Below are 12,759 nucleotides of genomic sequence, written 5' to 3'. Positions count from 1 at the left end.
AGCTTCGAATCGGTTTCGCCCCCGGGGCAACGGCTGTCAGCGGCGTCGTACAGGATGTCGGGAGCGCATCCACAGCACCCAGAACTTCACACGCAGAACTCAACTGAATTCAGTTGTCACGAGGGGAACCGCTCCATGAGCTTCAACCAGCCGCCTCCCGGCCCGTACGGCCAGCAGCCACAGCAGCCGGGCCCGTACGGCCAGCCGCAGCAGCCACCGGCCCCCCAGCCCGGTTACGGCTACCCGCAGCAAGGCGGCCAGGTGCCTCCGCAGCAGGGCTACGGCTACCCCCAGCAGGCCGGCCAGGCGCCCCCTCAGCAGGGCTACGGCTACCCCCAGCAGCCCGGCCAGCCCTACGGCCAGCAGGCCCCGTACGGCGGCCAGCAGACCCCCTACGGCGTGATCCCGCAGGGCCCGGAGGAGAGCGGCGGCAACGGCAAGAAGATCGGCCTGATCATCGGCGCGGTCGCGGCCGTCGCGGCGATCGGCGTGGGCGCGTACTTCGTCTTCGGCTCGGGCGGGGACGTGAAGCCGTACACGATCTCGCTGCCGGAGAAGCTGCTGAGCGCGCAGTTCTCCAAGTTGAAGAGCCCCGCAACAGGGGGAGCCGAGGACTTCTCGAACGACAAGGAGGCCAAGGCCCTCGGCATCACCAACAGCAAGGGCGTCCAGGGCAAGTACAGGGCTGAGGGCGGGCTGTCGGCGACCGTGACCGGTCTCTACGGAAACGTCGCCGACCCGGAGGGCGCTGTGAACCAGATGCTCGCGAAGGCCGACGAGAACCAGAAGAAGAACATGCGCGGCGCCAAGATCGAGGACGTCACTCCGACGACCGAGTACTCGCCGAGTGACTTCGACGGCACGGTGATGAAGTGCCGGACGCAGAAGGTCACGGTCTCGCAGGGCGGCGTGACCGTGCCCCTCACCGCCTCCACCTGCATCTGGGGCGACAGCAGCGCCCTCGGCCTCGTTCAGATGGTGGCCGCCCCCACCGCCGCCGGGCCCGCCACCGCCTCGACGCCGGGTGCCGAGGAGCTCTCCGAGAAGACCGCCAAGATCCGCAATGAGGTCCGCAAGGAGAAGTAGGCACCGCTGCCGGCCAGGAGCCGAGGCGCTCGACGGGGACTCCGCGTCGGGCGCCTTTCGCTTGTCCGGCGGCGTGTCCAGGGGGGCGGGTGCCGTCGGCGCCAAATCGAAGGAGCCGGGAGCCCCGTCGCTGGTAGCTTGACCGGCGACCAACCCAAGATCGTTCTACCCAGGGGGATTTGTCATGCGCCAGACCATGCGCCGCATCGCGGCAGCGACCGGAGTGCTGGTGGCGGGAGCCGCGCTTCCGCTTGTCGTCACCGCGCCGGCCCAGGCCGACACCGCGGGCTGCACGGCCTACTTGAGCAGCAAGGGCTACGTCGTGGGCAAGAAGGTGCTCACCGTCTGCCAGGACTGGGCGGAGAGCCCGTCGGGTGCGAACCCCCCGCTGCCGTGCATGCGGCCGCTGGAGCGCCTCGGCGTCAAGGCGTCGCACGCCGAGGAAGCCTGCAACCGCGCGCAGTCCTGATACGCCGCTACAACACACCACCGCCCGGCAGCGTTCCCGCTGCCGGGCGGTTCGGTATCAGCTACGGGCGCGTCCTACGCGCTCTTCTCCTGCGGCTCCCCCGACTCACCGCGGCCCCGCGGCACCAGGGTCGGGTTGACGTTCGAGTGGACGACGTCCTCGGTGATGACGACGCGGGCGACGTCCTTCCGGGACGGGATCTCGTACATCACCGCCTGGAGGACCTCCTCCATGATGGCGCGCAGGCCACGGGCGCCGGTGCCGCGGAGGATGGCCTGGTCGGCGATGGCCTCCAGGGCCGGGCGGTCGAAGTCCAGCTCCACACCGTCGAGTTCGAAGAGGCGCTTGTACTGCTTGACGAGCGCGTTGCGCGGCTCGACCAGGATCTGGAGCAGCGCCTCGCGGTCGAGGTTGTGGACCGAGGTGAGGACGGGGAGACGGCCGATGAACTCGGGGATCATCCCGAACTTCACCAGGTCCTCCGGCATCACGTCCTGGAGCTGGTCCTTGGACTCGATCTCCCGCTTGGAGCGGATCGTGGCGCCGAAGCCGATGCCCTTGGCACCGGACCGGGCCTCGATGATCTTCTCCAGGCCGGCGAAGGCACCGCCGACGATGAAGAGGACGTTGGTGGTGTCGATCTGGATGAATTCCTGGTGCGGGTGCTTGCGGCCGCCCTGGGGCGGGACCGAGGCGGTGGTGCCCTCCAGGATCTTCAGCAGCGCCTGCTGGACGCCCTCGCCGGAGACATCGCGGGTGATCGACGGGTTCTCGCTCTTCCGGGCGACCTTGTCGATCTCGTCGATGTAGATGATGCCGGTCTCGGCCTTCTTGATGTCGAAGTCCGCGGCCTGGATCAGCTTGAGGAGGATGTTCTCGACGTCCTCACCGACATAGCCGGCCTCCGTCAGCGCCGTGGCGTCGGCGAACGCGAAGGGGACGTTGAGCATCCGGGCGAGGGTCTGCGCGAGCAGCGTCTTGCCGGAGCCGGTGGGGCCGAGCAGCAGGATGTTGGACTTGGCGAGCTCGATGCCCTCATCGCCGCGGCCGGGGCCGTTCTCGCCCGCCTGCACCCGCTTGTAGTGGTTGTAGACGGCGACCGAGAGCGCCTTCTTGGCGGGGTCCTGGCCGACGACGTAGCCGTTCAGGAACTCGTAGATCTCCCGCGGCTTCGGGAGCTCCTCCCACCGCACCTCGGAGGTCTCGGCGAGCTCCTCCTCGATGATTTCGTTGCAGAGGTCGATGCACTCGTCGCAGATGTACACACCAGGTCCCGCGATGAGCTTCTTCACCTGCTTCTGGCTCTTCCCGCAGAATGAGCACTTGAGCAGGTCGCCGCCGTCACCGATGCGTGCCACGAGGTGCTTCCCCTTCGCCTGGGATCCGTATTGCTCCACGGACCCGGGTGCTTGCCTATCGACGGTACCTTGCCGGGCCCCCCGTACGGGCCCCCCTTGGACGGACTCGGTTCACTCCGTCCCGAACCGGTCCAAGGGGGCAACGCTCCGGCTCATTTCGCGAAAGATCGCTAGCCGATCGAGACCGACGACTTCCGCGTCGAGACGATCTGGTCGACCAGACCGTACGCCAGGGACTCCTCGGCGGTCAGGATCTTGTCACGCTCGATATCGTCCCGGATCTTCTCGATCGGGGTGGTGGAGTGCTTGGCCAGCAGCTCCTCCAGCTGCGAACGCATCCGCAGGATCTCGTTGGCGGCGATCTCCAGGTCGGAGACCTGACCGCGGCCGGTCTCGCTGTAGGGCTGGTGGATCAGGACCCGGGCGTTCGGCAGCGCCATCCGCTTGCCGGGGGTGCCGGCGGCGAGCAGCACGGCCGCGGCGGAGGCCGCCTGGCCCATGCAGACCGTCTGGATGTCCGGCTTCACGAACTGCATCGTGTCGTAAATGGCGGTGAGCGCCGTGAAGGAACCGCCCGGGGAGTTGATGTAGATCGAGATGTCCCGGTCCGGGTCCATCGACTCCAGGCACAGCAGCTGCGCCATGACGTCGTTGGCCGAGGCGTCGTCGATCTGCACGCCGAGGAAGATCACGCGCTCCTCGAACAGCTTCGCGTACGGGTCGTACTCGCGCACGCCCTGCGAGGTGCGCTCGACGAAGCGCGGGACGATGTAGCGGGACTCGGCGACCGGGCCGGAGTACTCGGACTCCGGGTGCTGGTAGAGGCCGCTGCCGGGGAAGTTGTTCATCGTGGTGTTCACCGTCCTGGTGGCGATCAAGTGGGCTGGGGGCTGAAGGGCGAGTGGTACGGGGCTCAGGCGCCCGTGCCGCCCCCGCCCGGAACGCCGGCGGCGGAGGTCATGACATCGTCGATCAGGCCGTATTCCTTGGCCTCATCGGCGGAGAACCAGCGGTCGCGGTCGGAGTCCTGGGTGATCCGCTCGACGGTCTGGCCGGTGTGGAAGGCCGTCAGCTCCGCCATCCGCTTCTTGGTGTGCAGCAGCCGCTCGGCGTGGATCTTGATGTCGGACGCGGAGCCGGCCAGACCCGCGGAGGGCTGGTGGATGAGGATCTCGGCATTCGGCAGCGCGAAGCGCTTGCCCGGGGTGCCGGCGCTCAGCAGGAACTGTCCCATGGAGGCGGCGAGGCCCATCGCGATCGTCACCACGTCGTTCTTGATGTACTGCATGGTGTCGTAGATCGCCAGACCGGCCGAGATCGAGCCGCCCGGGGAGTTGATGTAGAGGAAGATGTCCTTGTCCGGGTCCGCGGCGAGGAGAAGCAGCTGCGCGGTGATCTTGTTGGCGATGTCGTCGTCGACCGGCTGGCCGAGGAAGATGATCCGCTCGCCGAGCAGCCGGTTGTAGACCTGGTCGCCGAGGCCACCGAAGGTCGGCTCAGCGGCGGCGGAAGGCATCGGGATCGTCACGTGTCCACCTGCTCGTTGTCGGACGGCTCCAGGCCGTCTCAGCGTCGTCTTCTGGGGCGCGGGGATCGGCGCCGTGTGTCGCCCCGGCGCGGTTTCAGGGACTCCCCTGCCCTCGTATCTACGGACCCTAACGCGCAGGTCGGACAACGCCATCCCGCATCGATAACTGTTCGCTGTGAGCGCAGGCTCACCGGCCCGGTACGAGCACGGGCCCGAACACGCGGACGTGCGTGTTCGGGCCCGTGATCAGCGGTCCTCGCGCGAGGCGACCGGGGCTCAGGCCCCGGGCTTCTCGTCGGTGTCCGCGGCCTCGGCGGCCTCTGCGGCCTCGGCGTCGACGGTCTCGGCGGTCTCGTCCTCGTCGTCGAGGTCGATGACCTCGCCGTTGCTGTCCTTGACCGTGGCGGCCTCGACGACGACCGCGAGGGCCTTGCCGCGGGCGACCTCACCGACGAGCATCGGCACCTGGCCACCCTCGACGACGGCCTGGGCGAACTGGTCGGGGGACATGCCGGAGGACTGCGCGCGGCGCATGAGGTGCTCGGTGAGCTCCTCCTGGCTGACGTTCAGCTTCTCCTTGTTGACCAGCTCGTCCAGGATGAACTGGGTCTTGATGCCCTTCTCGGCCTGCTCCTTGGTCTCGGCGTCGAACTCTTCCTCGGTCTTGCCCTGGATCTCCAGGTACTTCGCGAGGTCGAGGCCCATCTGGCCGAGCTGGTGGTTGACCAGGTTGTGCTTGCGGGTCTCGATCTCGTCCGCGAGCAGCTTCTCCGGCATCGGCACCTCGACGAGCTTGAGCAGCTCGTCCAGGACCTTCTCCTGCGCCTGGGTGGCCTGGTCGTACTTCTTCATCTGCGCAAGGCGCTTGCGGCTGTCCGCGCGCAGCTCCTCGAGGGTGTCGAACTCGCTCGCCAGCTGCGCGAAGTCGTCGTCCAGCTCGGGCAGTTCGCGGGACTTGACCTCGGTGACCTCGACCTTGACCTCGGCCTCCTTGCCCTCGGCGGAGCCGCCCTTGAGCTCGGAGGTGAAGGTGGCCTCGCCGCCGGCCGCGACGCCGGTGACGGCCTCGTCGATGCCGTCGAGGAGCTCACCGGAGCCGACGGTGTAGCTGACGCCCTCGGCGACGCCGTCCTCCAGGACCTCGCCGTCCACCTTGGCCTCGAGGTTCAGCGTCAGGACGTCGCCGTCCTGGGCCGCGCGCTCGACCGGGGCGGTCGTGGCGAAGCGCTCCCGCAGCTGCTCGACGGACTTGTCGATGTCCTCGTCCGACACCTCCACGGCGTCGACCTCGACCTCGATGCCGGAGTAGTCCGGGATCTCGAGGGCGGGACGGATGTCGACCTCGGCGGTGAAGGCCAGCAGCTCGCCGTCCTTCAGCTCGGTGATGTCGACCTCGGGCTGGCCGAGGACGTTGAGCTCACCCTCGTTGACCGCCTCGGTGTAGAACTTCGGGAGCGCGTCGTTGACGGCCTCCTCCAGCACGGCACCGCGGCCGAACCGCTGGTCGATGACGCGCGCCGGGATCTTGCCCTGGCGGAAGCCCTTCACCGTGACCTGCTGGTTGATCTTCTTGTACGCCGCGTCGAGGCTGGGCTTGAGCTCCTCGAAGGGCACCTCGACAGTGAGCCGAACCCGAGTCGGGTTCAGGGTCTCCACGGCGCTCTTCACGGTTCGGTCTCCTTGGGGCTGACTTCTGGGGTTCTGCTTGAGATCCGCCCGTATCCGGCTGTTCCGGTACCGGCCGATCACGCCCGGTACACAGACACACGGGCACGCAGCTTGCATAGTAACCGCAAGGAGGATGACGCCCACAACGCGATCTTGAACAGCGGCCGATCATGCGGGGGCGCGACAGTGGGCCGGGGTGGTGCCCGACGGTGCCGTCGGGCTGACCTGTCTACTGGTCGGGGTGGCCGGATTCGAACCGACGACCTTCCGCTCCCAAAGCGGACGCGCTACCAAGCTGCGCCACACCCCGTCGGTGCGACACGTAGGGTACATGGCCGACGGCGCTCCGGCTGCCAGTTATCGGGGCGCCCGGTGGCGGGACACGGGGGCGTCCGCGGCGACGCGCACCGTCCCCGAGAAGGGATGTGCGGCACACCGCCGCGACCCGCTAGGATGCACTGCGTGCCGAGGTCCGTGCGACCTGTGGCGCTTGCGGGCGTAGCTCAATGGTAGAGCCCCAGTCTTCCAAACTGGCTACGCGGGTTCGATTCCCGTCGCCCGCTCGCATGAGGAAACCCCAGGCCGCCGGCCTGGGGTTTTCCGCTTTCCGGGGAGCTCAGCGGGATGCCGGCACACCTCTTCGCTCCGGGGTCGCGGGTCAATAAGGTGGTCCGCATGGAGATCTGGCTCAATCCCGCGTGTTCCAAGTGCCGTTCCGCCGTGGAGATCCTCGACGAGGCGGGCGCCCACTACACCGTGCGCAAATACCTGGAGGACCCGCCGGGCGCCGGTGACCTGCGGGACGTGCTGACGCGGCTGGGTCTGGAGCCCTGGGACATCACCCGGACCCAGGAGGCCGAGGCCGAGGAGCTGGGGATCGGGGACTGGGAGCGCACCGACGCCGCGCGTGAGCGGTGGATCGCGGCGCTGGCGGCACACCCCCGGCTGATCCAGCGGCCGATCATCACCGCGGACGACGGTTCGGCGCTGGTCGGACGCAGCGAGGACGCCGTACGCGAGGCGGTGGCGCGGGCCGGGGGCGGGACCTCGTAGGGCGGGATGCTTGAGAGGCGCCTGGCGGAGGGCCGGCGGACCACCTAGAAGGTGATGTGGTTGATGGTGTCCGCCAGGGAGTTGAGGAACTTGTTGATCGACGGCGCCACGCCCGTGGAGGCGAGGAAGAAGCCGAACAGTATGGCGACGAGCGCCGGGCCACCCTTGAGCGACTTCCCTCTGATCAGCACGATCATGATGATCCCCAACAGCAGCACAACTGACAGCGAAAGAGCCACAACTGATCACACCCTCGGTCGGAACGCCTCACCGGCCCGGGGGCATGCCGCGCACACCCCCCTGCACTCATCGTGCCACCAACTCCATGCCCATCGCAGGCCGGTGACGAATCATCGGCCAACGCTTTGCCCGATTCCGGCCGCTGGTGGCCGGGGGGTTACCGCGGGGTGGTGTAGGGGTGACGAGCGGGCGACGGCGCGAGGGCCGCGCGGGGCCGCGTGGGACCCCGGGACGCAGCCGGCTCACGGACGGGAAATTTCCCCCGCCTGACGCGGCGTCGGTAATTCCCGCCGATCATTCCTCCGCGGCATTCTGATCGTTTTCCCGGCCCGTGGGAATAGGGAATTCGTGGCATCCGTCACTGCTTTACGGGCCACTTGGAAGGCTTATTAGCATTCGGACATAAGACTAAGGAATGGGACATTCCCCCAGAGTCGTTTGCGGGGGATACGGCCCGATTTGGTGGGATGAAAGGGGGTGAATCGGGCGGTGCGGCAGGGGTCCCGCTCCGGCGATTGCGGATTTTATGCCGGGTGCTCTCCGAAGCGGCACCCAACGAAATAACGAAGGCGCCGCACACGGTTTTACGCGCCCGCCGACCGCCGCTATCGTGCGTCAAATGTTTCCCGCTGCCCCGACACCCCGACGCGCCCTGCCCCCTGCTCAGCGGGCGGCGGGCACGGACCGGACCGGGCCCACGGCCCAGCCGTCCGGCGTGCCGGAGGGCGCGGCGGCGCCCACTCCGAAGACCGGTGGCCGTAACCCGTTCTTCGACAACGCGAAGTACCTGGCCATCGTGCTGGTGGCGATGGGGCACGCCTGGGAGCCGCTGACCGACAAGAGCCGGGCGGCCGAGGCGTTCTACATGACCGTCTACACCTTCCACATGCCGGCCTTCATCATCATTTCCGGTTACTTCTCGCGCAGCTTCGACATGCGCAAGGACCGGTTGCAGCGGCTGGTCACGGGGGTCGCGGTCCCCTACATCCTCTTCGAGACCGCCTATGCCTTCTTCAAGCGCTGGGCGGACGACGATCCCGGGCACCCCATCAGCCTGCTCGACCCGTGGTTCCTGACGTGGTTCCTGGTGGCCCTGTTCATCTGGCGGCTGACCACCCCGCTGTGGCAGGTCGTGCGCTGGCCGATTCCGCTCGCGGTGGCCATCGCCGTGCTCGCCTCCGTGTCACCGGACATCGGTGACGATCTGGACCTCCAGCGGGTGCTCCAGTTCCTGCCGTTCTTCGTCCTGGGGCTGGCGCTGCGGCCGGAGCACTTCAAGATGGTGCAGCGGCGGGCGGTGCGGATCGCCTCACTGCCGGTCTTCGCCGCGGCGCTGGTGATGGCCTATTGGGCGGCGCCCCGGATGTCCTCGGCGTGGTTCTACCACCGGGACAGCGCCCAGGAGCTGGGCACCACCTGGTGGATCGGCGCGGTGATGACGCTGGCGCTCTTCGGCTGCTCGATCGTGATGGTGGCCTGCTTCTTCGCCTGGGTGCCGACCCGGCGGACCTGGTTCACGGTGCTGGGCGCGGGGACGCTCTACGGCTATCTGCTGCACGGCTTCCTGGCCAAGGGCTCGCGGTTCTGGGGCTGGTTCGACGACTACGCCTGGCTGCACACCCCGCTCGGCGAGATCGCGGTGACGCTGCTCGCGGGCGGCATCGTGACGGCCCTGTGCACCCCTCCGGTCCGCCGGGTGTTCCGCTTCGCCATGGAGCCGACGATGGCCTGGGCGTTCCGGAAGGACCCGGCCGATACGGCGCGGGCCCGCGTCAGCGCCTGAGCGCCCGTGCTTTCCGGCCGGAGCGGGACGCGGTCGGTTCCCGCCATGTCATGGCCCGCGGCCCGGCCCCGCAGTGCGTGGGGAACGCCCGCGGAAACGGCTGAAGTACGCCCCCGGGAAGAGCGTCCGACGGGCCGCGGCCCCCTACGGCGCCGCCCCCGTCACGCGTCCCGGCAGATCAGCAGCAGCGCCCGGTCGTCGTTGACGTCCTTGGCGACGGCCTCGATCAGATGCCAGGCGGCGCCGGCGAAGCCGGCGGTGACATAGCGGTCGGCCTCGCCGGTCAGCCGGTCGATGCCCTCCGCGATATCGCGGTCGGCGGCCTCGACCAGGCCGTCGGTGAACAGCATCAGCACATCGCCGGTCCGCAACGTGCCCTTGACCGGGTGGAACTGGGCACCGTCGTAGACGCCGAGCAGCGGCCCGTCCCCCGCCTTCTCCTCCCAGCGGCCGGTGCCGGCGCTGAGCTGGAGGGCCGGCAGATGTCCGGCGGAGAGGAGTTCGTAGTCGCCGGATTCCAGGTCGAGGACGAGGTGGATGGAGGTCGCGAACCCCTCGTCCCAGTCCTGGCGCAGCAGATAGCCGTTGGCGGCGGGCAGGAAGCCGTGCGGCGGCAGCGAGCCGAGCAGGCCACCGAACGCGCCGGACAGCAGCAGGGCGCGGGAGGCCGCGTCCATGCCCTTGCCGGAGACATCGGTCAGCACCACTTCGAGGATGGTGCCGCCGTGGGTGCGGGAGGCCACCACGAAGTCGCCGGAGAAGGACTGCCCGCCGGCCGGGCGCAGCGCCATCTCGTGGTGCCAGCCCTGCGGCAGCTTGGGCAGCTTGCTCTGGACGCGGATACGTTCGCGCAGGTCGAAGAGCATGGTGCCGCCGCGCCGCCAGGGCACCCCGACCCGGCTGCGGAACTGCGCGATGAGCAGCCCGAAGAGCCCGACCGCGGCGACGACCAGGACGGTGCCCGGGGTGATCCGTTCTGGCCCTTCGTCGTACGGGCCGAACAGCGCGGACTCGACGACCAGCGCGGTCGCCGAAGCGCCGTACAGGACGAGGAGGTTGGCCGGCCGCAACAGCAGTCCGCCGGCGATGACCGGGAGGACCAGCGCCGTCGGGGCGATCCATTCCGGCCACCAGAGTGTGCCCGCGGCGATGGCGGGTATGGCGATGAGCAGGGCGGCCAGCGCGAACCGGTCGGAGCCCTCGCCGCGGAAGTAGTCGACACCGGCCTTGCGCACGCCGATGCGGGCCCGGTGCAGTCCTTTGTGCATCCGGGCCGTCAGGGTTTCCGTTCCCTGGCCGCTGGTCATCGCTCTGGGACCTTATCCACCCGTTCGGCGGTGCGTCGATTCGCCGCACGTCGGCCCGGAAAATTCCCGGGAAACCCCGTTCGAAATGCGGTCGCGCCGCTATGGAGCGTGCGCTAGGGATGTTGTATGGCCACGGAATTACGGATGTTGCGGGACGTCGAATGGGACGCCTGGTCGGATGCGCTGAACCGGGCGTTCGGCGAGCCGCCCCCGGGCCCTGAGCAGCGGGCCCTCCGGCGGGAGCTCACCGAGACCGGCCGCTCGTTCGGCGTCTGGGACGGCGCGGACTGTGTCGCCACGGCGGGGGCGTTCTCCTTCGGGCTCACCGTGCCGGGCGGCGCCGAAGTGCCGGTGGCCGGGGTCACGATGGTCAGTGTGCAGCCGACGCACCGCCGCCGCGGGCTGCTGCGGGCCATGATGCGGCACCAGTTGGCGGACGTCCGGGAGCGCGGGGAGCCGCTGGCGGTGCTGACCGCCTCGGAGCCGACGATCTACGGCCGGTTCGGCTACGGTGCGGCGGCCCTGGACATGCGGCTGACCGTGGACACCGTGCGGCTGGCCGCCCCCGAGCTGCCCGGCACGGACGCGGTGCGGCTGCGGCCGGCGGACCCGGCGGCCGCGCTGGCGGAGTGCGAGCGGGTCTATGCCCGGCTCGTGCCCACCCGGCCGGGGATGCTGGCGCGGCGGCCCGGGTGGGCGCGGATGGCGGTGCTGGACCCGCCGGGCGAGCGGGCGGGGGCCGGGGAGCTCCAGTGTGTGCTGGCCGAGGTGGACGGCGAGGTGCGGGGCTATGCGCGCTATGCGGTCAAGGTGGTCTGGGAGGACGCCGGGCCGGCGGGCGTGGTGCGGGTGCGGCACCTGGAGGCGCTGGACCCGGTGGTGTACGCGGCGCTGTGGCGCTTTCTCTTCGGGATCGATCTGACGTCGTCGGTGTCGGTGCGCACCCGGCCGGTGGACGATGCGCTGCCGCATCTGGTCGGGGACATGCGGCGGTGCGGGCTCGTGCTGCGGGAGTCGCTGTTCGTCCGGCCGGTGGAGGTGGGCGCGGCGCTGGCGGCGCGGACGTACCGGACGCCGGTGGACGTGGTGCTGGAGGTCGCCGACCCGTTCTGCCCGTGGAACGCGGGGCGCTGGCGGCTGACCGGCGACGGGACCGGCGCGGTCTGTGCGCGGACCACGGACCCGGCCGAGCTGGCGCTGTCCGTACGGGAGCTGGGGTCGGCGTATCTGGGCGGGTTCACCCTGATGTCACTGGCGGCGGCGGGCGCCGTCCGGGAGCTGCGGCCGGGTGCGCTGGCGGCGGCCTCGGTGGCGTTCGGGTCGGATGTGGCGCCCTGGTTGCCGCACGGGTTCTGAGGGCTCTCCCCCTGCGGCGGCCCCGGGCGGAGGCCGCGGCCGTCAGCCGCCGCCCGTGCCCGGCTGGCAGCCCGGGCACCAGAAGAGGTTGCGGGCGGCGAGGCCGGCGGTGCGGATCTCGCTGCCGCAGATGTGGCAGCCCTGGTGGGCGCGGCGGTAGACGTAGACCTCGCCGCCGTGGTCGTCGACCCGGGGCGGGCGGCCCATGGCCTCCGGCAGATGCTCCGGGCGGACGGTGTCGATCCGGTTGTGCCGGACGCCCTCGGCCATCAGGAACACCAAGTCGGCCCAGAGGGCGTCCCATTCGGCGCGGGTGAGGTCACGGCCGGCGCGGTAGGGGTCGATCCGGTGCCGGAAGAGGACCTCGGCGCGGTAGACGTTGCCGACGCCGGCGATGACCTTCTGGTCGAGCAGCAGCGCCGCGATGGTCGTCCGGCTGCGGGAGATCCGCTGCCAGGCGCGGGTGCCGTCGTCCCCGGGGCGCAGCGGGTCGGGGCCGAGCCGGTCGTGTATCGCGTGCTTTTCGGCGTCGGTGATCAGCGCGCAGGTGGTGGGGCCGCGGAGGTCGGCGTACGCGGCGGGGTTCGCCAGCCGCAGGCGCACCGTGTCGGTGGGCGGCGGGGCGGGGGCCGTGCCGAAGCCGAGCTTGCCGAACAGGCCGAGGTGGACATGGACCCAGCGGTCGGGGCCGAAGCCCAGGAAGAGGTGCTTGCCGTGCGCCTCGGCGCGGGTCATGACCTGGCCGTCGATGAGGGCCGCACCGTCCGCGAACTTGCCCTGCGGACTGCTCACCCGGACCCGTTCGCCCTCGAAGCGGGAGCGGTGGTCCAGGGCGAGGCGGTGGATCGTATGCCCCTCGGGCACGGGGTCTCCTCTGTGACAGGTCCTCGATGTACGGACAGGCCTTGGGC

The 12,759-nt window shown here is 69.8% G+C and carries 12 protein-coding genes and 2 tRNA genes; 6 read left to right on the top strand and 8 right to left on the bottom strand.

Annotated elements, in window-relative coordinates; genetic code table 11:
* Window positions 1-135 precede the first annotated feature (135 nt).
* Window positions 136-1,086: a hypothetical protein gene (locus ACFWJW_RS32935; RefSeq protein WP_387248026.1), complete on the top strand. Its 951-nt coding sequence runs from the start codon at window positions 136-138 to the stop codon at window positions 1,084-1,086.
* Window positions 1,087-1,270: 184 nt separating this feature from the next.
* Window positions 1,271-1,555, top strand: a complete 285-nt coding sequence (locus tag ACFWJW_RS32930) for a hypothetical protein (RefSeq protein ID WP_387248024.1) — start codon at window positions 1,271-1,273, stop codon at window positions 1,553-1,555.
* 74 nt (window positions 1,556-1,629) lie between these two features.
* Here ACFWJW_RS32930 and clpX read toward each other — a convergent pair whose 3' ends face one another.
* The 5 genes from clpX to ACFWJW_RS32905 all read right to left on the bottom strand — a co-directional run bounded on the left by clpX (window position 1,630) and on the right by ACFWJW_RS32905 (window position 6,419).
* The gene (gene clpX, locus ACFWJW_RS32925; RefSeq protein ID WP_086718378.1) at window positions 1,630-2,913 is read right to left on the bottom strand and encodes an ATP-dependent Clp protease ATP-binding subunit ClpX; all 1,284 of its coding nucleotides are present in this window, start codon (window positions 2,911-2,913) and stop codon (window positions 1,630-1,632) included.
* A 170-nt stretch (window positions 2,914-3,083) separates the two neighbouring features.
* Window positions 3,084-3,761, bottom strand: coding sequence for an ATP-dependent Clp protease proteolytic subunit (locus ACFWJW_RS32920; RefSeq protein WP_387248058.1), 678 nt, complete (start codon window positions 3,759-3,761; stop codon window positions 3,084-3,086).
* 65 nt (window positions 3,762-3,826) lie between these two features.
* On the bottom strand, window positions 3,827-4,429 hold the full coding sequence (locus ACFWJW_RS32915; protein ID WP_030283915.1) for an ATP-dependent Clp protease proteolytic subunit: 603 nt from the start codon (window positions 4,427-4,429) through the stop codon (window positions 3,827-3,829).
* A 288-nt stretch (window positions 4,430-4,717) separates the two neighbouring features.
* Window positions 4,718-6,109 carry a trigger factor gene (gene tig, locus ACFWJW_RS32910; protein ID WP_387248022.1) on the bottom strand — a complete coding sequence of 464 codons (1,392 nt, stop codon included), beginning with the start codon at window positions 6,107-6,109 and terminating at the stop codon, window positions 4,718-4,720.
* Between the two features lie 233 nt (window positions 6,110-6,342).
* Window positions 6,343-6,419: transfer RNA gene (locus ACFWJW_RS32905), tRNA-Pro, on the bottom strand.
* Between the two features lie 182 nt (window positions 6,420-6,601).
* Between ACFWJW_RS32905 and ACFWJW_RS32900 the strand changes: the two genes are divergently transcribed.
* Together ACFWJW_RS32900 and ACFWJW_RS32895 are read left to right on the top strand one after the other, a co-directional pair.
* Window positions 6,602-6,672: transfer RNA gene (locus ACFWJW_RS32900), tRNA-Gly, on the top strand.
* A gap of 112 nt (window positions 6,673-6,784) precedes the next feature.
* Complete coding sequence (locus tag ACFWJW_RS32895; protein ID WP_387248020.1) at window positions 6,785-7,162, top strand: arsenate reductase family protein; 378 nt, start codon at window positions 6,785-6,787, stop codon at window positions 7,160-7,162.
* Between the two features lie 44 nt (window positions 7,163-7,206).
* Here the strand turns inward: ACFWJW_RS32895 and ACFWJW_RS32890 are convergent, their stop codons facing one another.
* Entirely contained in the window at window positions 7,207-7,401 is a 195-nt protein-coding gene (locus ACFWJW_RS32890; protein ID WP_026169395.1) for a hypothetical protein, read from the bottom strand.
* A 620-nt stretch (window positions 7,402-8,021) separates the two neighbouring features.
* Here ACFWJW_RS32890 and ACFWJW_RS32885 point away from each other — a divergent pair.
* Window positions 8,022-9,185 carry an acyltransferase family protein gene (locus ACFWJW_RS32885; RefSeq protein WP_387248018.1) on the top strand — a complete coding sequence of 388 codons (1,164 nt, stop codon included), beginning with the start codon at window positions 8,022-8,024 and terminating at the stop codon, window positions 9,183-9,185.
* A gap of 161 nt (window positions 9,186-9,346) precedes the next feature.
* Here ACFWJW_RS32885 and ACFWJW_RS32880 read toward each other — a convergent pair whose 3' ends face one another.
* Window positions 9,347-10,492, bottom strand: coding sequence for a PP2C family protein-serine/threonine phosphatase (locus ACFWJW_RS32880; protein ID WP_387248016.1), 1,146 nt, complete (start codon window positions 10,490-10,492; stop codon window positions 9,347-9,349).
* Between the two features lie 126 nt (window positions 10,493-10,618).
* Here ACFWJW_RS32880 and ACFWJW_RS32875 point away from each other — a divergent pair, with 126 nt between their 5' ends.
* Window positions 10,619-11,848 (top strand): GNAT family N-acetyltransferase, encoded by a 1,230-nt coding sequence (locus ACFWJW_RS32875; protein ID WP_387248014.1) that lies wholly within the window; start codon window positions 10,619-10,621, stop codon window positions 11,846-11,848.
* A gap of 42 nt (window positions 11,849-11,890) precedes the next feature.
* Here the strand turns inward: ACFWJW_RS32875 and ACFWJW_RS32870 are convergent, their stop codons facing one another.
* Window positions 11,891-12,712: an Fpg/Nei family DNA glycosylase gene (locus tag ACFWJW_RS32870; protein ID WP_387248012.1), complete on the bottom strand. Its 822-nt coding sequence runs from the start codon at window positions 12,710-12,712 to the stop codon at window positions 11,891-11,893.
* Between the last annotated feature and the right edge of the window lie 47 nt (window positions 12,713-12,759).

Source organism: Streptomyces sp. NPDC127097, assembly GCF_042724075.1.
Taxonomy (GTDB): domain Bacteria; phylum Actinomycetota; class Actinomycetes; order Streptomycetales; family Streptomycetaceae; genus Streptomyces.
The sequence above is the reverse complement of the archived record's forward strand: the minus strand, read 5'-3'. Positions and strand labels throughout refer to the sequence as shown.